Source organism: Pseudomonas sp. FP2254, from assembly GCF_030687695.1.
Lineage (GTDB): Bacteria > Pseudomonadota > Gammaproteobacteria > Pseudomonadales > Pseudomonadaceae > Aquipseudomonas > Aquipseudomonas quebecensis.
Genome location: NZ_CP117444.1, coordinates 2561818 through 2585988, shown reverse-complemented (window position 1 = coordinate 2585988; position 24171 = coordinate 2561818). Strand labels below are relative to the sequence as shown.

The following is a 24171-nucleotide window of genomic DNA, read 5'->3' as shown; positions in this document are numbered from 1 at the left end:
CGAGTCCTTACCGGCGATTGCCGTTGGCATCATAAGTGGGGGCTTTGGGTTCGGTGGCCGGGCGAGTGGGCGCGGCCTGGCGCTGGGGGTAGCGATTGCCGATGCCGCCGTTTTCCAGGGTCGGTGTGCGTTGCGTCGGCACGCTCTGGATACCGCGGGTAACCGGCGCATTGGGCTGGGTGCCCTGCATGCTGTTGGGGTTGGCACGGTGAATCGGCCCGGTGTTGGCATCGCTGCGGCCAGGCAGGTTTTGGGCGTGGGCCAATGGCATCAGCGCCAGGCCCAAAACCAGCGTTGCAACGTGACGCATGCACCTGTTCATGAGCAAACCTCTTCGAGACGAGTCGTTCGTGCTTTCGATAGCACGCTACGCCCTGGGTTCGCCTTTGGTAATTAAATTGTTTCCGCAGAGGTGTAACACGATCTGTCCGCATATCCGCCCGGCGAAACTTTTCGCGCCGCCATCGAGTCACCCGAACACAGTTTCTTCTCAAGGAATCGCACACATGCCAAGGGCAATCTGGAAAGGCGCCATCAGTTTCGGCCTGGTTCATATCCCCGTCTCACTGGTCTCGGCTACCTCCCACCAAGGCGTCGACTTCGACTGGCTGGACAAGCGCAGCATGGACCCGGTGGGTTACAAGCGCATCAACAAGACCACCGGCAAAGAAGTGACCAAGGAGAACATCGTCAAGGGCGTGGCTTACGAAAAGGGTCGTTACGTGGTGCTCAGCGAGGATGAAATCCGCTCGGCCCACCCCAAGTCGACGCAGACCATCGAGATCATCGCATTTGTCGCCAGTGACCAGATCCCGTTGCAGAACATCGACACACCGTACTTTCTGGCCCCCGACAAACGCGGCGGCAAGGTGTACGCACTGTTGCGCGAAACCCTGAAAAAAACCGGCAAGGTGGCCCTGGCCAATGTGGTGCTGCACACCAAGCAGCACTTGGCGGCGCTGATGCCGCTGGAGTCGGCGCTGGTGCTGGTACTGCTGCGCTGGCCCGCCGAAGTGCGCGGGCTGGTTGAGCTGGAGCTGGGCAGCGACGTCACCAAGCCCAGCCTGGCCAAAGGTGAACTGGACATGGCCAAACGCTTGGTGGAAGACATGACAGCCGAGTGGCAACCCGAGGAGTACCGCGACAGCTTCCAGGAAAAAATCATGGCGCTGGTGGAGAAGAAAGCCAAGGCCGGCAAGATCGAAGACGTGGAGTCCCAGGAAGGCGAAGAGGAGCGCAAGTCGGCCGATGTGATCGATCTGACCGAACTGCTCAAGCGCAGCCTGGCCGGCAAGCCGTCGGCGAAGAAACCGGCGGCGAAGAAATCCTCGAAAAAAGCCTCTTGAACCTGCCATCGCCAGGAGATCCATATGGCAAAGCCGTTGAGTGAGTACAACCGCAAACGCGACTTCCAGATCACTGCCGAACCGTCGGGCACCGAGTCAGCCGCCAAGAAACGCAAGGCGTCAGCGCTGTCGTTTGTGATCCAGAAACATGACGCCCGCCACCTCCACTATGATTTTCGCCTGGAGCTGGACGGCGTTCTCAAGAGCTGGGCCGTCCCCAAGGGCCCCAGCCTGGATCCGAGCCAGAAGCGCCTGGCGGTGCACGTCGAAGATCATCCTCTGAGCTATGGCGACTTCGAAGGCAGCATCCCCGCCGGCCAGTACGGCGCCGGGGACGTCATCGTGTGGGACCGCGGTGTCTGGCAACCCCACGACGACCCGCAACAGGCGTACGCGGGCGGCAAGCTCAAATTCACCCTGGTCGGGGAAAAACTCAGCGGCGATTGGACGCTGGTGCGTACTCGCCTCAAGGGCAGCGGCGACAAGGAACAATGGTTGCTGATCAAGGAAAAAGACCCCCAGGCGCGCCCGGCCACGGAGTACGACATTGTGCAGGCCGAACCTGACAGCGTACTCAGCACCGCCTCGATCAAACCGCCGGCGAGCGCGAAACCCAAATCCAAATCGCCCGCCAAACCCAAGGCTGGGGCGAAAAAAACGACCGCCACCCATCCCATCCCCGATCAATTCACACCTCAGTTGGCCACCCTGGTTGAGCGCGCGCCCGAAGGCGATTGGCAGTACGAAATCAAGTTCGATGGCTATCGTATCCTGGCGCGTATCCGCGATGGCGAGGTACGCCTGTTTACACGCAACGGGCATGACTGGACCGAACGGTTACCGCGCCAGGCCAAGGCGCTTCAGGCGCTCAAGCTCAAGGACAGCTGGCTCGACGGTGAAGTCGTCAGCCTCAACAGCGATGGGCTGCCGGATTTCCAGGCCCTGCAGAACGCCTTTGATATCGGCCGAAGCCTGGACATTATCTATTACCTGTTCGATGCGCCATTCCTGGACGGCCAGGATCAACGCGAGGCCCCGGTAGAACAAAGGCGCGCCGCGCTCAAGGCTGCGCTGGCCGGTAGCCGAAGCAAATTGCTGCGTTTTTCCGACGCCTTCGCCGCCAACCACCGGGATATTTTCGAAAGCGCCTGCGACCTGTCGCTGGAGGGGGTCATCGGCAAACGCCTGGGCAGCCCCTACGTGTCGCGACGCAGCAACGACTGGGTCAAGCTCAAATGCCGTTTGCGCCAGGAGTTTGTGATTGTCGGCTATACCCGGCCCCAAGGTTCGCGCAGCGGCTTCGGTGCGCTGTTGCTGGCGGTCAATGACGATACCGGGCTGGTGTATGCCGGGCGTGTCGGCACCGGCTTCGACCAGGCCGCATTGAAAAACATCTACGCGCAGTTAAAAACACTGGAGCGCGACAGTTCACCACTGCGCAAGCCTTTGACCAGCGCCCAGGCCCGTGGCGTGCACTGGGTGGAACCGAGCCTCGTCGGTGAAGTGCAGTTTGCCGAATGGACCCGTGAGGGTGTGGTACGCCAGGCAGCGTTTGTTGGAATGCGCACCGACAAACCGGCCGCTCAGATCGTGCACGAAGTGCCGCGCAAGGCCCAGTCTTCGACTGCGCCAAGCGCCGACCACGGGGTGAAGATCAGTCACCCCGACCGCGTGATAGACCCGCAAAGCGGCACGCAGAAACAGCAACTGGCGCAGTTCTACAGCAGCATCAGCCAGTGGCTGATGCCGTTCCTGCATCAGCGCCCGGTGTCACTGCTGCGCGCCCCGGAAGGTATCGAAGGCGAGCAGTTCTTTCAAAAGCACTCCGAGCGCTTGGCGATTCCGCATATCAAACAGCTGGACCCGGCGCTGGACCCCGGTCACGCGCGGCTGATGGAAATCGACACGGTTCAGGCCCTGATCGGTGCCGTACAGATGGGCACCATCGAACTGCATACGTGGGGCGCGACGTGGGACAAAATCGAAACCCCGGACCTGTTCGTGCTTGACCTCGACCCGGACCCGGCGTTGCCATGGAAAGCCATGCTGGAAGCGGCTCAACTGACGTTATCGGTGCTGGATGAGCTGGGGCTCGAGGCCTTCGTCAAGACCAGCGGCGGCAAGGGCCTGCACCTGGTGGTGCCGCTGGCGCGACGCGACGGTTGGGATACGGTCAAGGCGTTCGCCAAGGCCGTGGCGCAGTTCATGACCCAGCAATTGCCCGAGCGATTCACTGCCACTTCCGGGCCGAAGAACCGTGTGGGCAAGATATTTATCGATTATCTGCGCAACGCCCGCGGGGCCAGCACCGTGGCGGCCTACTCCGTGCGTGCGCGGCCAGGGCTGCCGGTGTCGGTGCCCGTCAGTCGCCAGGAGCTGAAAAGTCTGCGCGGGGCACAGCAATGGACCGTCGCCAATCTGTTGCAACGCCTGCAGGGATTGAAGGCCGATCCATGGCAAGGCTATGCCAACCGACAGAAGATCACCCGCAAGATGTGGGACAAGCTAGGCGCCCGCCCACCGCAGTGAGGGGCGCCGCCGGGCGGGTCAGATCCATATGAAAATCAGCGCGAGCGCGGCGAAGATGGCCCATTTTTCCAAGTAATAACGCGTGCGGTTGCGCTTCTTCAGTTCTTTGCCGCGCAGTCGAATCTTGTACAGCCGCGCAAAGGCGCGGTTCAACCCGCCGGTCTTGTCGCCCGCGTCATTGGGCGAGCCGGCGGCAGACATGACGGTGCGGCTGAACCAGCGGTTGAACGCGGCCGCCCAGCGATACTTCATCGGCCGCTCGATATCGCAGAACAGGATGATACGGTTGTGCGCCGTGGTGTTTTCGGCGTAGTGGATGTAAGTCTCGTCGAACATGACCGGCTCGCCATCGCGCCAATAGTAGGTTTCGCCGTCCACATTGATGTAGCAACCTGGGTCGTTGGGGGTGTCCAGACCCAGGTGATAGCGGTAGGAACCGGCATACGGATCACGATGACGCACCAGCTTGGCGCCCGGCGGCAGCTCGGCGAACATCGCCGCCTTGATCGAGCCGATGCCTTGCACCAGCTCGGTGGTGCGCGGGCACAACTTCATGGCCGAAGGGTGGCTGTCGCCGTACCACTTGAGGTAGAAACGCTTCCAGCCGGACTTGAAGAACGAGTTGAAACCCACGTCATCGTGCTGCTCGGAGCGCTTGATTTCACCGGCGCGCAGCAGGTTCTGGGCCTCCTCGCGGATTTCCCGCCAGTGTTCCTGCAAGGGGCTCAGGTCGGGAAAATCGCCGGGCGCGAGATAAGGCCGACTGGGTAATTTGGAGAACAGATAAAGAAAACAGTTGATTGGCGCCAGGAAGGTCGAGTGATCGCTGAGCTGGCGACCCAGCTTGTGTCGCACACGGCCACGCAGGTGTACATACGCGATGGAGGCAACGTAAAGAGCAACAATGATGAGTTTCAAGGGATTTCGTCACACGTCAGAAGAGAACAGGCTGCTCCTGCGTGCCCACGACGGCCGAGGATTAAATAGCAGCACCTGAAATCACAATTCACATAGTCGGCACGAGCGGATGGCTGAGCAACCGGTTCGTGACCATTGGCCGTTATTTAGCCACATTTTGTAACCAAAGGTTAACTAAGAAATGTGAAAAGCTGTCAACTGGCGGTGTTGCAAGTGCGGGCTTGCCATAGGACAAGCCCTTGCGGGAGGGGCGTTACAGCGGCAGCTCGTCGTCCTTGCGCTCACGGCGGGCGAACCGGCCGTCATCAACTTGCGCATACGGCACGGCTGACCGATGAGACTGCATGAAGTGGCGAATCAGTGCGATCAGCAAGCCCAGTACCAGGCCGCCGACCAAACTCAACGCGATGACCAGGCCCTTCTTAGGCTTGATCGGAGACAGAGGCTCCTGGGCACGGCGGTCGACGGTCACCAGCTTGAGATTGCTCATGTCGATGTTCAGGTTGCGCAAGCGGGCAACCTCGGCGCGCAGCGGTTCGACGTCCTGCAGAAAGATGTCCTCATTCCCACGCTTGCGCAGCACCTCGACCTCACGGTTTGTCTCCAGCATCTGAAGTTCTTTGCCGATCTCGGCGATGCGGGGGTTGGTGAAGTCATCGCTGGTGCGTTGCTGCAAGGCCACACGCTCTGCCTCAAGGGCTTCGGTGCCAAGGAAATACAGCGGAATCTTCTGGTTGTTGACCTCGGTGCGCATGACCTGGCCGGAACCACTTCGACCGGCATCAGCCATGGAAGAAGGCGTGGTCGGCGTCCGGATACCCATGGACTTGGCGATCGCGATCGCTTCCGCCAGTTCGGCCAGGCGGTTGGTGCGCTCCATTTTCATCTGCAGACGCAAGGCGCTGAGCTCATCCTGCAACTGCGCGCGCTTGAGTCGATCGGCCTCCAGCAGCTTGGCGATCTTGGACTCTTTATCGGTTTCGTAATTGGCGCGCGCGGCGTCGATCTTACCCTTGAGCTCATTGAGACGGTTGTTGACGATCACCTTGAGGTCAGCGCCCACCTGCTCGCGCTCGGCGGCGATGGCATAGTCGACGAAACCATTGAGGATCGCCACGCCGTCGATATCCGCCGGGTACTGAAGCTCCAGACGGATATAGGTGCTCAGCGAATCGGACTTTTTCGGGTCCGGCAGGATCAGGTTGACTGAGTTACGGTTGAAGTCTTCGAAACTCTGCTCAAGGCTCTGGCCCGGTTTCTGGAACGCGGCAAACAATTGTTCATGGGATTTGAAAAACCCCAGCCGTGCGTCATAGGAATCCAGCTGAGCGCCAACCTTCGACAGCGCATCGGCTGGGGGCAGCTTGTAGACTTCGGAACGGTTCAGTGCGTCCAGTTCGTTGATCGCCGCCGGGCGCAACACACTGCTGACTTCATAGGTCTTCGGCGCCAGGAACGCATAGCCCGCTCCCAGTACGCCCGCAAGAATCGTACAACCTACTACCAGCTTTTTTTGCCGCCAAATCGAGTGAAACAGTTCAAACAGGTCAATTTCGTCTGACGAGGAAGACGTGTTAAGCGGGGAAGTTCGATTCAAAATGCAAGCCACCTTAAAATTGACACTAAAAAGCCATCTCGAAGACTCGGCCAACTCGCCGAAACACAGGGACAACGCCCTGAATCCCGCCGAACGGGCCCACCAATGGCGATCTGACCACTCAGTCCGAGGAAAAATCCCACGCAGTTTGATTTCATTTCTGTTTCAGTTAAGCGAGCCATCTTTCAGAATAAACAGACGACTGCCTTATTGTTGTCACAAGAATAGTCAAAAGATCGTTAAATAGCTGCTACTGCAAGGAAATTTCTTTCGGCGTGGCTTGCGTCGAGAATCATCCTACAGACTCTCACCACTACACTTGCCAGGCATTTATTAAAAAACCCCTGTTGATGACACTCACTGCACCAAAAAGGACTTGATATGCATCCTGATCCAGACCCGGACTTTCTTGCGCTGCAAGGCGCGTGGGAGCAAACCTCCCTTGGGGACAATGGCGTACTCAACCCTGCGGATGCCCACACTGCGCCCGGTGCGATCACGACCATCAGCGGGGATTGCTTCGAAGTGAAAACCCTCGCCGGCGATGTTTTGCTGGCCGGCCGGTTCAGCCTGAACAGCCTCACCCAGCCCAAGAGCATTACCTGGGTTGACGCCATCGGCGACGACGCCGGTAAGGCGTTACCGGCCAGCTACCGCTTGGAGGGCGATGAATTCGTATTTATAGCCGCCGACGAAAACATGCCCCGCCCGACCGTGTTCAAGACCGGCCCAGGCCAGACCATGCGCACCTTCGTACGGCGACGCTGACGCGGCAGCCACGAAACTAAAGGCAGGGGCCGCGGGTCATTAACGCAATGCGCGCTCAACCGTTGAACGCCTCCTCCCGCAGACCTTGCCGTGGCCAACCCTTCCGACTTGCGCAATACCCTGAGCCTGGACAGCCTGAATTTCTTTCTGGCGGACGTACGCGACGGCCTGGGCCCGTACCTGGCGATCTACCTGCTGGCGGTGCACAAGTGGGACCCGGCCAGCATTGGCGTAGTCATGACCCTCGCCGGGATCGCCGCCCTGCTCACCCAGGGCCCGGCAGGCGCGCTGATCGATCGCACCCGCAGCAAGCGGGCGGTGATCGCGGTGGCAGCGCTGCTGGTGACCGGCAGTTGCCTGATGCTGCCCTTCGTCAGTTCGTTCAGCCTGGTGGCCCTGACCCAGGCCGCCAGCGCAGTCGCGGCCTCGGTGTTTGCGCCGGCGATCTCGGCGATTTCCCTGGGGATCACGGGGCCGCGCGCATTTACCCGGCGCACGGGGCGCAATGAAACCTTCAATCACGCCGGCAATGCCGTGGCCGCGCTGCTGGCCGGTGGCCTGGCCTACCTGTTCGGGCCCGTGGTGGTGTTCTACCTGATGGCGTTCATGGCGGTGGCCAGCATCGTCGCGGTCAGCTGCGTCTCGGCTACCGCCATCGATCACGAAGTCGCCCGTGGCTTTGATCCGGCCCATCACAGTGACCACGAACAGCCGTCCGGCATCAGCGTGTTGCTGGCGAACCGGCCGCTGCTGCTGTTCGCCGTGTGCTGCGCCCTCTTCCATCTGGCCAATGCGGCGATGCTGCCTCTGGTCAGCCAGAAGCTGTCGCAGATCAACCTGCACATGGCTACACCGTTGACGTCGGCATGCATCGTGGCCGCGCAGTTGGTCATGGTGCCGATGGCCTGGCTGGTGGGCAGCAAAGCCGATGTATGGGGGCGTAAACCGTTATTGCTGATGGGTTTCCTGATCCTGCCGCTGCGCGGTGTGTTGTACACGTTGTCCAACGACCCTTATTGGCTGGTGGCGGTGCAGATGCTCGACGGCGTCGGCGCGGGAATCTTCGGCGCGTTGTTCCCGGTGATCGTCAAGGACCTCACCCAAGGGACCGGGCGCTTTAACGTGAGCCTTGGCGCATTGTCCACGGTATTCGGCCTGGGCGCGGCATTGAGCAACAGCCTGGCGGGCTTCGTCGTACAGCAAGCCGGCTACAACGCCGCGTTCCTGACCCTGGCCGGGGTAGCGGCCGCGGCGTTGGCGCTGCTATGGCTGGCAATGCCCGAGACGCTGGAGAAACCATCTGTAGCGCGCCATACAACTGTCGCCTGACATATGCGACAATGCGCGCCAAATTCCAACACACATCCCCCATTTTCTGCTCAGCGACCGGGTTTCGCGCCTTGATGTCGCTGTTGACGCATGCCTGGCGGCACCCGCTGCCACGCGCGCAACCCATTGATAGGTAAAGTAATTGATCTCCACAGCTAACATCACCATGCAGTTCGGCGCCAAGCCGCTTTTCGAGAACGTCTCGGTCAAGTTCGGCGCCGGCAACCGTTATGGTCTGATCGGTGCCAACGGTTGCGGCAAGTCGACCTTCATGAAAATCCTCGGTGGCGATCTCGATCCGTCCGGTGGCCAGGTCATGCTCGAGCCGAACGTGCGCCTGGGTAAATTGCGCCAGGACCAGTTCGCCTACGAAGAATTCACCGTGCTGGACACCGTGATCATGGGCCACGAGGAGCTGTGGAAGGTCAAGGCCGAACGCGACCGCATCTACTCGCTGCCGGAAATGAGCGAAGAAGACGGCATGGCCGTGGCCGAGCTGGAAACCGAATTCGCCGAGATGGACGGCTACACCGCCGAATCCCGCGCCGGTGAACTGCTGCTGGGCCTGGGTATTCCCTTGGAGCAGCACTTCGGCCCGATGAGCGAAGTGTCCCCTGGCTGGAAGCTGCGCGTGCTGCTGGCCCAGGCATTGTTCTCCGATCCTGAAGTGCTGTTGCTCGACGAACCGACCAACCACCTGGACATCAACACCATCCGCTGGCTGGAAAACATCCTGACCCAGCGCTCCAGCCTGATGATCATCATCTCTCACGACCGTCACTTCCTGAACAGCGTATGCACCCACATGGCTGACCTGGACTACGGCGAGCTGCGCCTGTTCCCGGGCAACTACGACGAATACATGACCGTGGCGACCCAGTCCCGCGAGCAACTGCTGTCGGACAACGCCAAGAAGAAAGCGCAGATCTCCGAACTGCAATCGTTCGTCAGCCGCTTTTCGGCCAACGCCTCGAAAGCCAAGCAGGCCACCTCCCGTGCCAAGGCGATCGACAAGATCCAGCTGGCCGAGGTCAAGCCGTCGAGCCGTGTGAGCCCGTTCATTCGTTTCGAACAGAACAAGAAGCTGCATCGCCAGGCGGTCATCGTCGAGCGCATGGCCAAGGGCTTCGACGGCAAGCCGCTGTTCAAGGACTTCAGCTTCCAGATCGAAGCCGGCGAGCGTGTGGCGATCATCGGCCCGAACGGTATCGGCAAGACGACCCTGCTGCGCACCCTGGTCAATGAACTGACGCCGGACGCGGGCAGCATCAAGTGGACCGACGCCGCAGAGCTGGGCTACTACGCCCAGGACCACGCTCACGACTTCGAAGACGATGTCACGCTGTTCGATTGGATGGGCCAGTGGACCCAAGGCGAGCAGATGATCCGTGGCACTCTGGGTCGCATGCTGTTCTCCAACGATGAAATCCAAAAGTCCGTGAAGGTGATCTCCGGTGGCGAGCAAGGCCGCATGCTGTTCGGCAAGCTGATCCTGCAAAAGCCGAACGTGCTGATCATGGACGAACCGACCAACCACTTGGACATGGAATCCATCGAAGCGCTGAACCTGGCGCTGGAGAACTACCCGGGCACGCTGATTTTCGTCAGCCACGACCGTGAGTTCGTATCGTCCCTGGCCACTCGCATCATCGAGTTGAGCGCCAACGGTGTGATCGACTTCAGCGGCACCTATGACGACTACCTGCGCAGCCAGGGTGTGGTGTTTTAAGGGCAGCGATCAGCGGTTAGCGACAAGCGGCAAGATAGAGCCCTGTCCACTGTGACGGGGCTTTTTGCATCTGATTGAGCACTATCATTAATCGTTAGGCTGCTTCCTTTTCCCCCAGGCCCTTGCCATGATGCCCTCACCGCCCGCCAGCGAACGAGTGCCCATGCCCAACGCCGCCCCCTCCTCCCTGTCGATCACCTTGCAGATCGTCTCCATCGTGTTCTACACCTTTATCGCCTTTATCTGCATCGGCCTGCCGATCGCAGTCATCCCGGGCTATGTGCACGAGCAACTGGGTTTCAGCGCAGTGGTCGCCGGGTTGACCATCGGCTCGCAGTACTTGGCGACCTTGCTCAGCCGTCCCATGGCCGGGCGCATGTCGGACAACGTCGGCACCAAGCGCGCGATTGTGATGGGGCTGTCCGGCATTCTGGTCAGTGGCGTGCTGACATTTTTCGCGACGCTGCTGGAAAGCCTGCCCAGCTTGAGCCTGGGCATTCTGATCATCGCACGGCTGTTGCTGGGCGTGGCCCAGGGGCTGATCGGCGTGGGCACCATCAGTTGGTGCATGGGCCAGGTTGGCGTCGAGCATACGGCGCGTTCGATCTCCTGGAACGGCATCGCCTCATATGGCGCCATCGCCATTGGCGCACCGCTGGGCGTGGTGATGGTCGCCGAGTACAGCTACAACAGCTTGGGGTTGGCACTCACGGTGCTGGCGGCGTTGGGCCTGGTGCTGATCCGCAACAAGCCATCGGTGCCGGTGGTACGCGGCGAACGTCTGCCGTTCTGGGCGGTGTTCGGGCGTATCGCCCCGTTCGGCACCAGCTTGTGCCTGGCCTCCATCGGCTACGGCACCCTCACCACCTTTATCACCTTGTACTACCTCAATCGCGGCTGGGTCGGCGCGGCGTATTGCCTGACGGTGTTCGGGGTGTGCTTTATTCTCGCGCGGCTGCTGTTTATCTCAGCCATCAGCCGTTTCGGCGGCTTTCGCGCGGCGATTGCGTGCATGAGCATCGAGACCCTCGGGCTGACCCTGCTGTGGCTGGCGCCCAGCACCGGCGTGGCGCTGATCGGCGCCGGGCTGACCGGGCTGGGCTTGTCGCTGGTGTACCCGGCGCTGGGTGTGGAGGCGATCAAACAAGTGCCCAACAGCAGTCGCGGCGCCGGCTTGAGTGCCTATGCGGTGTTCTTCGACCTGGCCCTGGCGATTGCCGGGCCACTGATGGGCTTTGTCGCGCTGAACCTGGGCTACGGCTGGATCTTCTTCTGCGCGGCGCTGCTGTCGGTGGCGGCGCTGGGCCTGAGCGTGCTGCTCAAGCGGCGCGCTTACTGATCCGCAGTCTGCAAGCCCGCACGGCTGGGCTCGCTGAGGGTATGACTGAAAAACCGCCCGGCCTCGGAAATCAGGTCGCGATGAATGCCTTCACGGTCAACCCCGTCGGCATCGGTGCACACCGCCGGCATGGCCGCCAACTGATCGCTGTCGCACGGGGCCATGAAGACGAAGTGCCCGGCCCCGGCCAGCAATTTGAAATCCGGCGGTTCCGGCAGCTTGCGTGCCAGCGCCGCGGCATTCTTGTCCACCGCCACCAGTTTGTCGCCGTCGCCACTGTAGAGCAGCACCGGCACATGCACGTCCGCCAGGGTATGACGACCGAACATCAGGCTCAGGGGCGCCATCAGCATTAATGCGTGGATGCGAGGGTCGGCCTGGGGCTGCAGATCGTCGCGGTCCACCACCAGCTCGCCCTTGGTGGTGCAGGCGTCGCGGTCTTCGGGGCGCTCCTGGCAATAGCGGCGCAGGCGGTCGAAATCCGGCTTGGCCCCGGCCAGGATCAATGCGGTCTCGCCGCCGGCCGAGTAACCGATCACACCGACCTGGTCGACATCCACGAACGGTGACAGCATCGGGTCGCTCAATGTGGCGGTGATCGCTTCGGAAATCTGAATCGGACGCCCATACAGGTTGCTCACGGTGCCCAGGCGGCTGTGATCCTTATAGTTGTCGCCGGGGTGCAGAACCGCCACCACCACAAAGCCTTTGCGTGCCAGGGACGTCGCCAGGTCATGCAGGGCCAGCGGCGTACCGGTATTGCCGTGGGACAGCATCAGCATCGGGAAACGTCCGATGGCGATTTTGGAGTCTTCGGTAGCGGCGACATGGTACGCACCGACCTGGGTACTGTGCTCCAGACCGGTGGAGGGGTAGAACGCGATGGCCTTCATCGGCTGCAGGTCGAGCGGGTCGAGAAAACTCATGCGATGAAAACCCACGCTCCAATGGGGGTGCGGTGCGGGCGCGGCCTGCACTGAAACCAGGCCGCCGAGCAGGGAAAGAACCATAACAGCACAAAGACGCATCATGGGGATGTCCACCTTTGCTGCGTGAGAACCGACATGTCGAATAAAAGTCCAGGCATTGAACCCACGCTTGCACAAGCCGGGCCACATTTTAATGACAGCGGGCAAACGAAAAAACTCCGTACTCCGATCGCGTTCAGGCGAGCAGAATACAGAGTTTAGGCGCCCGGTTTCGGATTGAAACCGAGGCGAGGCGAAATTTACACAAGCCTTACGCGGCGGCGAACAAATGTTCGTTGATGAGTACGTTGGCGTCGCTCAGGGCTTTGCTGCGCACTTCGTCACCGTAGGCCAGGCCTTCGGCGCGTACGAACTCGATGTCGGTGATGCCAAGGAAGCCCAGTACCAGCCGCAGGTAGCCTTCATGGGCCGCGCCAGAGGTTTGTCCGGCGTGCAGGCCACCGGCCGTGGAGACGATGATGACTTTCTTGTCGCCGCACAGGCCTTCAGGGCCGGCTTCGGTGTAGCGGAAGGTCTGACCGGCCACCGCGATGCGGTCGATCCAGGCCTTGAGCTGGCTCGGGATGGTGAAGTTGTACATCGGCGCGCCGATCACCAGCGCGTCGGCGGCGAGGAATTCAGCCAGCGACGAAGCGCTCAGCTCGGCCTCGTGCTTTTGCGCGGCGTCGCGCAGTTCCTCGGCGGTGCCCAAGGCACCCAGGGTGGCGCCGGAGAAATGGTTGATGCCCTCGCTGGCCAGGTCGCGGTAAGTCACCTGCACGCCTGGCTCGGCGGCTTGCCACGCACGCACCACGGCGGCGCTGAGCGCACGGGAAGCCGAGTTGTCACCCAGAATGCTGGAATCGATATGCAACAGTTTCATGGCCATGCTCCAAATGAGATCAGGAATGTCGATCAGATGGTGCTAAGGCTACGCATCAAACCAATAGCCGATAAGACGCCTGAAATGCGATAGTTTGTCCCACTGACAGGACAATAGGCCACGCATGCAAGACCTGAACGATCTTTACTACTTTGCCAAAGTCGTCGAAGCCGGCGGCTTTGCCGCAGCCGGGCGGCTGCTGGGCATTCCCAAGTCGCGCCTGTCGCGGCGCATCGCCGAGCTGGAAGAGCGCCTCGGCGCACGCCTGCTGCAACGCACCACGCGGCAACTGACCCTCACCGCCGTCGGCGAACGTTACCTGCGCCACTGCCAGGCGATGCTGCTGGAAGCGGAGGCGGCCGACGAGGCCGTGGCCAGCATGTCCAGCCAGCCTCGGGGGCGCCTGCGCGTCAGTTGCCCGGTGGGGTTGGCGCAGCACATCCTGCCGGACCTGGTGGCGGGCTTTCTCGCCGCTCACCCCCAGGTGCAACTGGAGATGACCCTGGTCAACCGCCGCGTCGACCTGGTCGCCGAAGGCATCGATGTGGCCCTGCGTGTGCGCGAACTGGGCGATGAAGACCCACTGCTGGTGACCAAGCGCCTGCGCGCCGCACAGACAGCGCTGGTGGCCAGCCCGAGCTTCCTGCACGGTCGGTCGATCACCACCCTTGACGACCTCAAGCAACTGCCGATCCTCGGCGCGCTGGAGGCCGACCGCATGGTGCATCAACGCCTGCTTGACCCGCAGGGCAACGCTCACGACCTGGTGATGGAGGCGCGCCTGGGCATTGATGATTTTGTCGTGCGCAAGGCCAGCGCGATTATGGGCGTGGGCTTTACTGTGTTGCCCATGATGTACTGCGAAGAGGAGCTGGCCAGTGGCCGGCTGGTGCAATTGCTGCCGGAGTGGTCACTGCCGGGGGGCTGGCTGCAGGCGGTGTACCCGCACCGACGTGGCGTGCTGCCGGCGATTCGCGCGTGGATCGACTACCTGGAAGAAGGTTTCAAAAGCTGTGGAGATCGCCTGTTATGAGCCTGACTGAAACACAAGTCGCACATTTCTGCCTGGGCCTGCCCGGCGCGCGGGAAGATTACAAATGGGGTGGCGTGCGGGTGTTTTCGATTGCCGGCAACAAGATGTTCGCCCTGCAGAACCTGCGCGGCGACTCGCTGGCATTCAAGGTGGACCAGGACCTGTTTCTCGGCCATGTCGACCGTCCGGGTATTCATCCCGCGCCGTACCTGGCGCGCGCCCACTGGATCATCATGAATACGCCCTACCCGCTGGGCGACGATGAACTGCGCGGCCTGTTGCAACGCTCTCACCAACTGGTGGTGAGCAGGTTGCCCAAGCGCACGCAGATCGGGTTGAAGCTAGAGGATTGAGCCCAGGGTGCCGCCCAGGAACAGCTGATCGAGCCAGAACACCTGGTGCAGCAGCACAATCACCCAGAACAGCACCTGATAAGACACCTTACGCGTCTTGTGCCGGAACACTTGCTGAGCGATTAACGCGCCAGGCCAGCCGCCCGCCAGCTCGACGGCGTGCAGGACGTTTTCGGGGGTGCGCCAGCTGTCGGTGCGGGCTTTGCGTTTATCGCTCCAGTACAAGAAAAACGCCACCACGCTGACCACGCCATACGCCACCAGCGGCACCACGGTCTCGCCGCGATACCACAGCAGGCCCGCGCCCAGCAGCGGCGCCGCGCACAGCAGTACAAAGACCAGCGCCTTGAGGCGGGGATGCTGGATCGTCATGCCTTGGCGGCCGCCCAGTCGATCCAGCCGAACTGCCAGGTCGCCAGGATCAGCAGGCCGAACGCGATCCGGTACCAGGCGAACACCGCGTAGCTATGGCTGGCAATGAACTTGAGCAGGCCCTTGACCGCGATCATCGCGAAAATGAATGAGGTGACGAAGCCGATGGCGAACACCGGCAGGTCAGCCGGCTGGAACAGGTCGCGGTACTTGTAGCCCGAGTACACCGCCGCGCCCACCATGGTCGGCATGGCCAGGAAGAACGAAAACTCGGTGGCGGTCTTGCGCGACAGGCCGAACAACAGGCCGCCGATAATGGTTGCGCCGGAGCGCGAGGTGCCGGGAATCATCGCCAGGCACTGGGCAAACCCCACCTTCAGTGCATCCTTCCAGGTGATGTCATCCACTGTTTCGGCGTGCACTTCATGCTGGCGGCGCTCGGCCCACAGCATGATCAAACCACCCACTACCAACGCGGCGGCGACAGTGATCGGGTTGAACAGGTAATGGTGAATGGCATCGGCGAAAATCACCCCCAGCACCACCGCCGGCAGAAACGCGATCAGCAGGTTGGCGGTGAAACGCCGGGCCTTGGGTTGGGTTGGAAGGCCGGTAACCACATCGAAAATCTTGCCGCGAAACTCCCACACCACCGCGAGAATGGCGCCCAGCTGGATGATGATATTGAAAGCGTTGAAACGGTCGCCGGTGAAATCCAGCAAATCGGCCACGATGATCTGGTGGCCGGTGCTGGAGATCGGCAGGAACTCGGTGAGCCCCTCGACGACGCCCAGAATAAGTGCCTGTATGGCGGTCCAAAAATCCATGCTTCCCCCAAAGGTCATGCTTGGCGCATGCCCGGTTAGTCTTTTAATGGTTCACTGACGACGAGCGCGCTGAAGGCCCGGCGTTGACCATGGTCAATGCCGGTCTGCAAAAATTCTGTGAAAAATCAGGCAGTACTCAGGTTTTTCGATTTCAGGCCGAAAGCCTATCAGACAAGGCGTAAAAGTCGATGAAACGCCACAATTATAAAAAAGCCGGAGTGACAGGACGATGAACAGTTTGCGCAATATGTCGATCAGCCGGCGGCTCTGGCTGATCCTGATAGTCGCCGTGCTGATGCTGTTGGCTTTGGGTTTGCTGATGCTCAAGCAGATTCATGACGACCTTTACCAGGCCAAGCGCCTGCAGACCCAGCACGTGGTACAGACCGCCAGTGGGATCCTGGCGTTTTATCACGGCCTGGAAACCACCGGCGCGATGACCCGCGAAGCCGCGCAGAAACAGGCCCTCAGCGCCGTGCGGGGGCTGCGCTACGACCACGACGACTATTTCTGGATCAACGACCTCACGCCCGTGATGGTGATGCACCCGGCCAACCCCAAGCTCGACGGCCAGAACCTCTCGGCCATCCGCGACCCCGACGGTTTTGCCGTGTTCAACGAATTCGTGGCCCTGGCCAAGGCCAAGGGCGCCGGTATCGTCAACTATCGTTGGCCCAAGCCTGGGGCCGAAGCGCCGGTGGCCAAGACTTCGTATATCCAATTGTTCGAACCCTGGGGCTGGATTATCGGCTCCGGTGTGTATGTGGACGACGTGCAGGCCGAGTTCAACGGGCAGGTATGGAAAGCCTCGATGATCGGCCTGGTGATCGCGCTGGTCATGGCCCTGCTGGTGACACTGATCGCCCGCAGCATCGTGCAGCCGCTGCAGGCTGCGGTGAACGCCATGGGCAATATCGCCAGCGGCGAAAGCGACCTGACCCGCAGCCTCGACACCCACGGGCGCGACGAAGTCACTCAACTGTCCCAGCACTTCAACAGCTTTACCGCCAAGCTGCGCCAGGTGGTCAGCCAGTTGCAGGCGTGCGCCAATGCCTTGGGCCAGTCGTCCCAGGAGTTGGGCAATAACGCCAGCCAGGCCCATGACCGCAGCCAGCAGCAATCCCAGCAGATGGAACTGGTGGCCACCGCCATCAATGAAGTCACCTATGGCGTGCAGGACGTGGCCAAGAATGCCGAACACGCCGCCAGCGAAATGCGCGACGCCCAGGCCCAGGCGCAGCAGGGCCAGGTCAATATCGATGGCAGCCTGCAACGCATCGATCAGCTCTCCACCACCATCAGCCAGGCCGTGGACGTGATCCGCACCTTGTCCAGTGAAAGCACGCAGATCGGCGGCGTATTGGAAGTGATCCGCTCCATTGCCGACCAGACCAACCTGCTGGCGCTCAACGCCGCGATTGAAGCCGCGCGCGCCGGCGAGCAAGGCCGTGGCTTCGCCGTGGTGGCCGATGAAGTGCGCCTGCTGGCCCAGCGCACACAAAAATCCACCGCCGAGATCCAGGTGATGATTGAACGCCTGCAAGGTCATTCCGAAGCGGCGGTGAAGGTCATCAGCGACAGCCACAGCGCCTCGCAACTGACCATCGAACAGGCCGGTCTGGCGGGTGAAAGCCTGAACGCGATCGGCCAGGCGCTGCGCAACCTCAACGGTCTTAATGCATCTATCGCCAGTGCGACCTTGCAACAATCCCATGTCGTGGAGGACATCAACCAGAACGTCACCCAGGCGGCCAGTCTGTCCCATAGCACCGCCCTGGCGGCGGAACAGTCGAGTGTGGCCAGTGCCCAATTGCGCGGTCTGAGTGAACAACTCGACGGGCTGCTGCGTCAGTTCAAGGTCTAGCGCTACCCGCTGCGGGAGGGACGCGCGCCCTCCCCGGCGGCCTCTGAGTGTTTTGTAGATTCCCTCCCTCTGGTTACAATCCCCGCCTCTTTTACTCTCCCAAGGAACCGCCATGTCCGGGCTTGAACTATTCGCCTTTGCGCTGGGGGTGATCGCCGTCTGGCTGACGGTCAAGCAGAACCCCTGGTGCTGGCCCATCGGGCTGGTGATGGTGCTGCTCTCCACCTGGCTGTTCTACGAGGTGAAGCTGTATTCCGACATGCTGCTGCAGGTGGTCTACGCCGCGCTGCAAGTGTATGGCTGGTGGCAATGGACCCGCGCCGGCGAAGTCAAGCAAGGCCGGCAGGTGACTCGCCTGGGCGTGCCGGCCGTCCTGGCCAGCCTGGCGCTGGGCGCGGTTGGCAGCCTGTTGCTCGGCGCGGCAATGGCGCACTGGACCGACGCCGCGCAACCCTGGCTCGACGCCGCGCTCACCGGTTTTAGCCTGGTGGCGCAGGTATGGATGGCGCAGAAACGCGTGCAATGCTGGCCGTTGTGGATTTGCGTGGATGTGATCTTTGTCGGGCTGTTCCTCTACAAAGGCATGCACCTCATTGCCGCGCTGTATGCGCTGTTCACCGTGATCGCCGTGCAAGGCTGGCGCGAGTGGCGCGCCGATCCGGCGTTGCGCACATGAAGGTGGTGGTATTGGCCGGCCCGGAATCCAGCGGCAAAAGCTGGCTGGCGGCGCAATTGCAGGCGCAGTTCGGCGGGTTGATGGTCGGCGAGTACGTGCGGTATTTCATCGACCATCACCAACGCGATACCTGCCTGGCAGACATCGCGGCCATTGCCCGCGGCCAATTGGCCTGGGAAGACGCCGCCCGCGCCGAGCGCCCGGACCTGCTGATCCTCGACACCCACCTGCTGACCAACCGGCTATGGAGCCAGACCTTGTTCGGCGACTGTCCCGCCTGGCTTGAAGATGAGCTGCTGGCCCGTCACTACGACCTGCATCTGTTGCTGTCGCCCGACGATGTGGAATGGACCGCCGACGGCCAGCGCTGCCAGCCTTGCCTGGCGGACCGCCAGGCGTTTTTCCAGGCGGGCCTGGAATGGCTGCACCAGCATCAACAGCCCACCGTGGTGATCGGCGGCGATTGGGAGGAACGCCGGCAAGCGGCGTTCGCGGCGGTGGGAAAACTGCTCAACCAGCCTCTGTAACAGCGAACACGCCGACAGAGGCTGGGCGTGGATCAGTAGCCCAAGGACAACCCGGTATTACGACGCGGGTCATTGGCCCCATAGAACCGGTTGTTGCCCACCGGCTTGCCGCCCAGCGAAGGCGCGCCCACCAGGATCGCCGCCAAGTGGTTGGCGTCCTGCGGACCTGCGAACTTATGGCCCCAGCTCTCGAGGATTTTCTGGGTATCCGGGCTCACCGCAAACGTCTCCAGGTTGGTCGTCTCGGGCATCCACTGTTGGTGGAAGCGCGGCGCGTCCACCGCTTCCTGGATATTCATTTTGTAGTCGATCACGTTGAGGATCGTCAGCAACGTCGCGGTGATGATGCGGCTGCCGCCCGGCGTGCCCACCACCATCACGGCCTTGCCATCCTTGGTCACGATGGTCGGGCTCATGGATGACAGCGGCGCCTTGCCCGGTGCGATCGCATTGGCTTCGCCCTGCACCAGGCCGTACATGTTCGGCACGCCGACCTTGACGGTGAAATCGTCCATTTCGTCATTGAGAATGACACCGGTCTTGCTTGCCATCACGCCGGCACCGAACCAGTCGTTAAGGGTGTAAGTGACCGAAACCGCATTGCCCCACTTGTCGACGATGGAATAGTGGGTGGTGTTATTGCCTTCATGGGGCGCCACACCGGGCTTGATCGCCTGGGAGTCGCCAGCCTTTTGCGGCTCGATGGCGGCGCGCAGCTTGGCGGCGTAGTCCTTGTCCAGCAGATGGTCGATGGGGTTTTGTACGAAATCCGGATCGCCCAGGTAGCTGTTGCGGTCCACGTAGGCGTGACGCATCGCTTCGATCTGGTAGTGCAGGCCCTGGGCCGAGTGGTAGCCCAGGTCGGCCATCGGGTAGCCTTCGAGGATGTTCATGATCTGGCAGATCACCACCCCACCGGAGCTGGGTGGCGGCGCCGAGACCACGTGGTAGCCGCGATAGTCGCATTCGATGGGCGCCAGTTCGCGGGTCTTGTACTTGTCCAGGTCGGCCTGGGTGATGATGCCCTTGCCGGCCTGGCTGGAATCCACCAATGCCTTGGCGACCCAGCCTTTATAGAAACCGTCGCTGCCTCTGGCGGAGATTTCCTTGAGGGTCCTGGCCAGGTCTTTCTGCACCAGTTTCTGACCGACCCGCAGCGGCTGGCCGTTATGCAGGAAGATCCCGCGCAGGTCTTTGTCTTTTGCGAACTCGCCGGTGGCGGTGTGCAGCAGGTCAATATCGCCTTGCTCCAGGGCGAAGCCGTTTTCCGCCAGTTTGATCGCCGGGGCAATGACCTGGGCACGCTTGAGGGTGCCGTATTTGCTCAAGGCCAACTCCATGCCGGAGACCGTACCAGGCACGCCGACCGCCAGATGGCCTTTGGCGCTCAGGCCCTCCACGACATTGCCGTCCTTGTCCAGGTACATGTCGGCGGTGGCCGCCAAGGGCGCTTTTTCGCGGAAATCGAGGAAGGTCTTGCGGCCGTCGGCCAGTTGCACGGTCATGAAACCGCCGCCGCCCAGGTTGCCGGCGGCCGGGTACACCACCGCCAGCGCATAGCCCACGGCCACCGCCGCATCCACTGCGTTACCGCCGGCTTTAAGCACATCCACGCCCACGTGGGTGGCCAGATGCTGGGCCGTGACCACCATGCCGTTTTCACCGGCCACCGGGGCCTGGGACGCGGCGTGCACGCCGCTGACCGTCAACACCAGGGCAGTGGCAATCAATGTGCGGCTGAAGGGTTGGTATTTCATCCATGGCTACTCGGGTGATTGAGATGCACCAAAATAGCCCGACTCAGATCCCAGCCCCAGCGCAATGGCGTTTTTATTACAGAACTTGTCGGTCACGGGACGAAGCCATCAATATGCCTGCATCTTGCAAAGCGCGGCCCCGCTGCTGGCATCTGGCGGTTATCCCGTTAGAATCAGCTCCCCTGCCCTTTGAGACGAGCCGCCCATGAGCTTTGATTTCGACACGATCCACTCCCGCCTCGGCACCGGCAGCACCAAGTGGAGCCGTTACCCGGAAGACGTGTTGCCGATGTGGATCGCCGACATGGACATCGCCGCGCCGCCGGCGGTGCTGCAAGCCCTGCGCGAACGTCTCGACCAGCAGATCCTCGGCTATAGCGTGGCCGGCCCGCAGGTGCGCCAGGCCATCGTCGACGACTTGTGGGCCAAGTACGCCTGGCGCGTGCTGCCCGAAGAACTGCTGTTCCTGCCCGGCGTCGAACCTGGCTTCAATATGGCGCTGCACGCCTTTGTGCAGCCCGGCCAACCGGTGGTGTTGCAAACCCCCAACTACCGGCCGATTCGTCTGGCGCCGGGCCACTGGAACCTGCCACGCATCGAAGTGCCGTTTGCATTCGAAAACGGTGAATACCTGACCCCGTTGCCCGCGATGCGTCAGGCACTGAATGGCGCGGGAGCGCTGCTGCTGAGCAACCCGCACAACCCCATCGGCAAAGTATTCCCACGCGAAGAACTGCTGGCCGTGGCGAACGCCTGCCTGGACAACGGTGCATTGATCATCAGCGACGAAATCCACGCCGAACTGTGCTTCGATGGCCGCCGCCACATCCCTACCGCCAGCTTGAGCCCGGCCATCGCACAGCGCACGATTACGCTGATGTCGGCGAGCAAGGCCTATAACGTCGCGGGCCTGAAAACCTGCTTTGCGGTGATCCAGAACGCCGAGATCCGCGAGCGTTTCAACAACGCGCGCTGCGGCATGGTCGACAGCGTCAGCCCCTTGGGCCTGGAAGCGACCCGCGCCGCTTACAGCCAATGCGGCGAGTGGCTCGACGCGCTGCTCGCGTACCTGCAGGCCAACCGCGACTATCTGATGACGGCGGTGCGCAGCCGCTTACCCGGCGTGGTGATGCATGCGCCGCAAGGTACCTTCCTGGCCTGGCTGGATTGCAGCGCTCTGGGCCTGGAAGATCCGCAGCAATTCTTCCTGGAACAGGCCAAGGTCGGTTTGAGCGCAGGCATTGAGTTTGGTGATGACAGCCAACAATTCGTGCGCCTGAATTTCGGCTGCCCACGGGCGATGCTGGAAGAAGGCCTGCAACGCATGGAGCGGGCGCTGCGCGAACGCTGAGAAACGAACCGTGGGGAGCGCCGCTCCCACGGTCGGGCCGTCTAGAGTTTGGCGATGGACACTTCGGTGGACTTCACAAAGGCAATCACTTCACTGCCCACTTTCAATTCCAGGTCGCGCACCGAGCGGGTGGTGATGACCGAGGTGACAATACCGGACGCGGTCTGCACGTCGATTTCCGACACCACCTCCCCTAGCAGGATTTCCTTGATCACACCCTTGAACTGGTTGCGCACGTTGATCGCTTTGATGGTCATGTCGGCTTTCCTGATGGCTGTTGGGTAATCCGCACGAATGCGCAGGGCCCCAACATGCGCCACGCCTTGATATATTAAAAGGAATAAATAACTATTTATTTATTCCTTTAGGAAATATACGCCTTCCAGGTATCAAGGCTTACGCGTTTGCCCCGGCAGCTGTCAGCGTTACCCAATAGCGCGTGCGCGCGTGCACCTCAAAACCCAAGGTCGAGGCCAGCAAACCCAGGACGCTGTCAGTGTCGTCCAACCGAAAACTCCCGGTAACGCGCAGCGTTTCAAGGCTGGGGTCCCAGCGCAGCACGCCGGGACGGTAGCGTTCAAGTTCGCGCAAAAAATCTCCCAGGGCTTGGTTCTGCGCGGTCAGCACGCCGTCGCGCCAGCCCAGTTGCAATACGTCGAACGGCAGCGATGCGCCCAGACCGGTGGCATTCAATGGCGCTTGCTGGCCACCCCGCAGCGTGGACACCTGCCCGTTCGCATCACGCACCTGCACCGCGCCTTTGAGCACCGAGACGCGGCAGCCGGCGGCCAGTTGCCGCACGCAGACGTCGGCCTGGCTGACCCGCAGTTGCCCGTAACGGGTGTAAACCGTCATTGCAGCCGCACCAGGCACGTTCAGCGCCAGCTCGCCGTCAACCAGGGTGACGTGTCGCTGTGCCAGGTCCACATCCACTGCCGTGGCGGTATTGAGTTGCAGGCTGGCGCCATCAGCCAATGGCAGGCGTTGGCGTTCGCCGGTGGCGGTGCGCACATCGGCGCGCCAGGCGTCGAGAGGCAACTGACGGCTGATCAGCCACGCCGTGGGCACCAGGGCGGCCACTCCCAACGCACGCTTGAGCACCGCGCGCCGCCCTGGCTGCGGGCGGTCAAGGCTGGCCATCGCCAGGGCCGGGGGCAAGTTACTGAAGCGCTGGCGCAAGGTCTGGGCTTTTTGCCAGGTCTGCTCGTGCTGGGGATGGCTGTCGCGCCAATGTTGCAGCGCGGCATGATCGCGCTCGGTGGCCGCGCCGGACTCCAGCAACGCCAGCCACTGCGCCGCCGCGCGCGCTACGTCTCGGCTCACAGCGCCACCAGCAGACAATGTTCGTAGGCCTGGGCCATGTAGCGTTTGACGGTTCGCTCGGACACATCAAGGCGTTCGGCGATCTCGCGATAACCCAGGCCTTCCAATTGACTCCACAGAAAGGCACGGCGCACGAGCACCGGCAAACCGTCGAGCAGTTCATCCAGCGCCTGCAGGGTTTCCAGCAGCAGCCAGCGCTGTTCGGGCGACGGCACGCTGGCTTCGGGCAAGGTGGACAGGGCATTCAGGTAGGCCTGTTCGAGGCTGCGCCGCTGATGGAAATTGACCAGCAAACGCTTGCCTACCGTCACCAGGTACGCGCGTGGTTCGTGCACCTGCGCAATCGGCTGGGCACTGGCCAACACCCGCAGAAATGTATCCTGGCTCAGGTCCGCCGCATCCCAGGCGTTGCCCAGCCGCCGGCGCAGCCAGTTTTCCAGCCAACTGCGGTGGTCACGGTACAAGCTCGACAGCGTCGGTTCGGGGGCGTGCGTAGGGACAACGGCATCATTCATGGCAAGCAACCTGCGCGGCGCGAGTGAGTCTCAAATGAGATTCATTCTATTTAATATCGCGCCGCTATACCACGAACTTTTCCTACGTGCTTCTGTAAAAGCTCGCCACGGGTTTTACGTGCGAGATAACCGGTCCGGTTTTGCGCATTCAGGCAGCTCGCTGCGGT

General features: G+C 61.7%; 23 protein-coding genes and 1 pseudogene. 13 read left to right on the top strand and 11 right to left on the bottom strand.

Going from position 1 to position 24171, the window contains the following annotated elements:
* Nucleotides 1-7 precede the first annotated feature (7 nt).
* Entirely contained in the window at nucleotides 8-322 is a 315-nt protein-coding gene (locus PSH94_RS11825; protein ID WP_305437573.1) for a hypothetical protein, read from the bottom strand.
* 184 nt (nucleotides 323-506) lie between these two features.
* Between PSH94_RS11825 and PSH94_RS11820 the strand changes: the two genes are divergently transcribed.
* Both PSH94_RS11820 and ligD read left to right on the top strand, forming a co-directional pair.
* Nucleotides 507-1346, top strand: coding sequence for a Ku protein (locus PSH94_RS11820; RefSeq protein ID WP_305437572.1), 840 nt, complete (start codon nucleotides 507-509; stop codon nucleotides 1344-1346).
* A 24-nt stretch (nucleotides 1347-1370) separates the two neighbouring features.
* Nucleotides 1371-3875, top strand: a complete 2505-nt coding sequence (gene ligD / locus PSH94_RS11815; protein ID WP_305437571.1) for a DNA ligase D — start codon at nucleotides 1371-1373, stop codon at nucleotides 3873-3875.
* Between the two features lie 18 nt (nucleotides 3876-3893).
* On the opposite strand, the gene lpxO is transcribed toward ligD, so the two are convergent.
* Entirely contained in the window at nucleotides 3894-4793 is a 900-nt protein-coding gene (gene lpxO, locus PSH94_RS11810; RefSeq protein WP_181079696.1) for a lipid A hydroxylase LpxO, read from the bottom strand.
* Between the two features lie 253 nt (nucleotides 4794-5046).
* Entirely contained in the window at nucleotides 5047-6390 is a 1344-nt protein-coding gene (locus tag PSH94_RS11805; protein WP_181079695.1) for a Wzz/FepE/Etk N-terminal domain-containing protein, read from the bottom strand.
* A 381-nt stretch (nucleotides 6391-6771) separates the two neighbouring features.
* Between PSH94_RS11805 and PSH94_RS11800 the strand changes: the two genes are divergently transcribed.
* The 4 genes from PSH94_RS11800 (at nucleotide 6772) to PSH94_RS11785 (ending at nucleotide 11555) form a co-directional block, all read left to right on the top strand.
* A complete protein-coding gene (locus PSH94_RS11800; protein WP_305437570.1) occupies nucleotides 6772-7158 on the top strand; it encodes a TIGR03067 domain-containing protein in 387 nt (128 codons plus the stop codon).
* A 90-nt stretch (nucleotides 7159-7248) separates the two neighbouring features.
* On the top strand, nucleotides 7249-8487 hold the full coding sequence (locus PSH94_RS11795) for an MFS transporter (protein ID WP_181079693.1): 1239 nt from the start codon (nucleotides 7249-7251) through the stop codon (nucleotides 8485-8487).
* A 142-nt stretch (nucleotides 8488-8629) separates the two neighbouring features.
* The gene (locus PSH94_RS11790; RefSeq protein WP_181079692.1) at nucleotides 8630-10216 is read left to right on the top strand and encodes an ABC-F family ATPase; all 1587 of its coding nucleotides are present in this window, start codon (nucleotides 8630-8632) and stop codon (nucleotides 10214-10216) included.
* A gap of 163 nt (nucleotides 10217-10379) precedes the next feature.
* A complete protein-coding gene (locus PSH94_RS11785; protein ID WP_253507193.1) occupies nucleotides 10380-11555 on the top strand; it encodes an MFS transporter in 1176 nt (391 codons plus the stop codon).
* On the opposite strand, the gene PSH94_RS11780 is transcribed toward PSH94_RS11785, so the two are convergent.
* Together PSH94_RS11780 and PSH94_RS11775 are read right to left on the bottom strand one after the other, a co-directional pair.
* Nucleotides 11549-12586, bottom strand: coding sequence for a dienelactone hydrolase (locus PSH94_RS11780; protein WP_181079690.1), 1038 nt, complete (start codon nucleotides 12584-12586; stop codon nucleotides 11549-11551). The genes PSH94_RS11785 and PSH94_RS11780 overlap by 7 nt on opposite strands.
* 208 nt (nucleotides 12587-12794) lie before the next feature.
* The gene (locus PSH94_RS11775; RefSeq protein ID WP_266249110.1) at nucleotides 12795-13406 is read right to left on the bottom strand and encodes an FMN-dependent NADH-azoreductase; all 612 of its coding nucleotides are present in this window, start codon (nucleotides 13404-13406) and stop codon (nucleotides 12795-12797) included.
* Between the two features lie 124 nt (nucleotides 13407-13530).
* Here PSH94_RS11775 and PSH94_RS11770 point away from each other — a divergent pair, with 124 nt between their 5' ends.
* Entirely contained in the window at nucleotides 13531-14439 is a 909-nt protein-coding gene (locus tag PSH94_RS11770; RefSeq protein WP_181079688.1) for a LysR substrate-binding domain-containing protein, read from the top strand.
* Complete coding sequence (locus tag PSH94_RS11765; protein ID WP_181079687.1) at nucleotides 14436-14792, top strand: MmcQ/YjbR family DNA-binding protein; 357 nt, start codon at nucleotides 14436-14438, stop codon at nucleotides 14790-14792. Before PSH94_RS11770 ends, PSH94_RS11765 begins: the two co-directional genes overlap by 4 nt.
* On the opposite strand, the gene PSH94_RS11760 is transcribed toward PSH94_RS11765, so the two are convergent.
* Nucleotides 14781-15164, bottom strand: a complete 384-nt coding sequence (locus PSH94_RS11760) for a DUF1294 domain-containing protein (protein WP_305437569.1) — start codon at nucleotides 15162-15164, stop codon at nucleotides 14781-14783. The genes PSH94_RS11765 and PSH94_RS11760 overlap by 12 nt on opposite strands.
* The gene (locus tag PSH94_RS11755; RefSeq protein WP_181079685.1) at nucleotides 15161-15991 is read right to left on the bottom strand and encodes an undecaprenyl-diphosphate phosphatase; all 831 of its coding nucleotides are present in this window, start codon (nucleotides 15989-15991) and stop codon (nucleotides 15161-15163) included. The genes PSH94_RS11760 and PSH94_RS11755 overlap by 4 nt, the downstream gene beginning before the upstream one ends.
* Before the next feature lie 229 nt (nucleotides 15992-16220).
* On the opposite strand from PSH94_RS11755, the pseudogene PSH94_RS26085 reads away from it, so the two are divergent.
* The 4 genes and pseudogenes from PSH94_RS26085 to PSH94_RS11740 all read left to right on the top strand — a co-directional run.
* Nucleotides 16221-16952, top strand: a pseudogene (locus PSH94_RS26085) (cache domain-containing protein); the annotation flags it as partial.
* 168 nt (nucleotides 16953-17120) lie between these two features.
* Nucleotides 17121-17855 (top strand): methyl-accepting chemotaxis protein, encoded by a 735-nt coding sequence (locus PSH94_RS26080; RefSeq protein WP_370694773.1) that lies wholly within the window; start codon nucleotides 17121-17123, stop codon nucleotides 17853-17855.
* Nucleotides 17856-17967: 112 nt separating this feature from the next.
* The gene (gene pnuC, locus PSH94_RS11745; RefSeq protein WP_253507179.1) at nucleotides 17968-18531 is read left to right on the top strand and encodes a nicotinamide riboside transporter PnuC; all 564 of its coding nucleotides are present in this window, start codon (nucleotides 17968-17970) and stop codon (nucleotides 18529-18531) included.
* A complete protein-coding gene (locus PSH94_RS11740; RefSeq protein ID WP_305437568.1) occupies nucleotides 18528-19058 on the top strand; it encodes an AAA family ATPase in 531 nt (176 codons plus the stop codon). Before pnuC ends, PSH94_RS11740 begins: the two co-directional genes overlap by 4 nt.
* 32 nt (nucleotides 19059-19090) lie before the next feature.
* Here PSH94_RS11740 and ggt read toward each other — a convergent pair whose 3' ends face one another.
* Nucleotides 19091-20815 (bottom strand): gamma-glutamyltransferase, encoded by a 1725-nt coding sequence (gene ggt, locus PSH94_RS11735; RefSeq protein ID WP_305437567.1) that lies wholly within the window; start codon nucleotides 20813-20815, stop codon nucleotides 19091-19093.
* 205 nt (nucleotides 20816-21020) lie between these two features.
* Here ggt and PSH94_RS11730 point away from each other — a divergent pair, with 205 nt between their 5' ends.
* The gene (locus PSH94_RS11730) at nucleotides 21021-22166 is read left to right on the top strand and encodes a MalY/PatB family protein (RefSeq protein WP_181079680.1); all 1146 of its coding nucleotides are present in this window, start codon (nucleotides 21021-21023) and stop codon (nucleotides 22164-22166) included.
* 41 nt (nucleotides 22167-22207) lie between these two features.
* Here PSH94_RS11730 and PSH94_RS11725 read toward each other — a convergent pair whose 3' ends face one another.
* The 3 genes from PSH94_RS11725 to PSH94_RS11715 all read right to left on the bottom strand — a co-directional run bounded on the left by PSH94_RS11725 (nucleotide 22208) and on the right by PSH94_RS11715 (nucleotide 24004).
* On the bottom strand, nucleotides 22208-22423 hold the full coding sequence (locus PSH94_RS11725; RefSeq protein WP_003173733.1) for a molybdopterin-binding protein: 216 nt from the start codon (nucleotides 22421-22423) through the stop codon (nucleotides 22208-22210).
* Nucleotides 22424-22562: 139 nt separating this feature from the next.
* A complete protein-coding gene (locus PSH94_RS11720) occupies nucleotides 22563-23489 on the bottom strand; it encodes a FecR domain-containing protein (protein WP_253507167.1) in 927 nt (308 codons plus the stop codon).
* Nucleotides 23486-24004 carry a sigma-70 family RNA polymerase sigma factor gene (locus PSH94_RS11715; RefSeq protein ID WP_181079678.1) on the bottom strand — a complete coding sequence of 173 codons (519 nt, stop codon included), beginning with the start codon at nucleotides 24002-24004 and terminating at the stop codon, nucleotides 23486-23488. The genes PSH94_RS11720 and PSH94_RS11715 overlap by 4 nt, the downstream gene beginning before the upstream one ends.
* Nucleotides 24005-24171: the final 167 nt, after the last annotated feature.

Coding starts and splice junctions, on each gene's coding strand:
- PSH94_RS11820 (WP_305437572.1), top strand. CDS start 507: ATGCCAAGGGCAATCTGGAAAGGCGCCATCAGTTTCGGCCTGGTTCAT.
- PSH94_RS11740 (WP_305437568.1), top strand. CDS start 18,528: ATGAAGGTGGTGGTATTGGCCGGCCCGGAATCCAGCGGCAAAAGCTGG.
- PSH94_RS11730 (WP_181079680.1), top strand. CDS start 21,021: ATGAGCTTTGATTTCGACACGATCCACTCCCGCCTCGGCACCGGCAGC.
- ligD (WP_305437571.1), top strand. CDS start 1,371: ATGGCAAAGCCGTTGAGTGAGTACAACCGCAAACGCGACTTCCAGATC.
- PSH94_RS11800 (WP_305437570.1), top strand. CDS start 6,772: ATGCATCCTGATCCAGACCCGGACTTTCTTGCGCTGCAAGGCGCGTGG.
- PSH94_RS11775 (WP_266249110.1), bottom strand. CDS start 13,406: ATGAAACTGTTGCATATCGATTCCAGCATTCTGGGTGACAACTCGGCT.
- PSH94_RS11765 (WP_181079687.1), top strand. CDS start 14,436: ATGAGCCTGACTGAAACACAAGTCGCACATTTCTGCCTGGGCCTGCCC.
- PSH94_RS11755 (WP_181079685.1), bottom strand. CDS start 15,991: ATGGATTTTTGGACCGCCATACAGGCACTTATTCTGGGCGTCGTCGAG.
- ggt (WP_305437567.1), bottom strand. CDS start 20,815: ATGAAATACCAACCCTTCAGCCGCACATTGATTGCCACTGCCCTGGTG.
- PSH94_RS11785 (WP_253507193.1), top strand. CDS start 10,380: ATGCCCAACGCCGCCCCCTCCTCCCTGTCGATCACCTTGCAGATCGTC.
- PSH94_RS11770 (WP_181079688.1), top strand. CDS start 13,531: ATGCAAGACCTGAACGATCTTTACTACTTTGCCAAAGTCGTCGAAGCC.
- pnuC (WP_253507179.1), top strand. CDS start 17,968: ATGTCCGGGCTTGAACTATTCGCCTTTGCGCTGGGGGTGATCGCCGTC.
- PSH94_RS11715 (WP_181079678.1), bottom strand. CDS start 24,004: ATGAATGATGCCGTTGTCCCTACGCACGCCCCCGAACCGACGCTGTCG.
- PSH94_RS11760 (WP_305437569.1), bottom strand. CDS start 15,164: ATGACGATCCAGCATCCCCGCCTCAAGGCGCTGGTCTTTGTACTGCTG.
- PSH94_RS26080 (WP_370694773.1), top strand. CDS start 17,121: ATGGAACTGGTGGCCACCGCCATCAATGAAGTCACCTATGGCGTGCAG.
- PSH94_RS11825 (WP_305437573.1), bottom strand. CDS start 322: ATGAACAGGTGCATGCGTCACGTTGCAACGCTGGTTTTGGGCCTGGCG.
- PSH94_RS11780 (WP_181079690.1), bottom strand. CDS start 12,586: ATGATGCGTCTTTGTGCTGTTATGGTTCTTTCCCTGCTCGGCGGCCTG.
- PSH94_RS11725 (WP_003173733.1), bottom strand. CDS start 22,423: ATGACCATCAAAGCGATCAACGTGCGCAACCAGTTCAAGGGTGTGATC.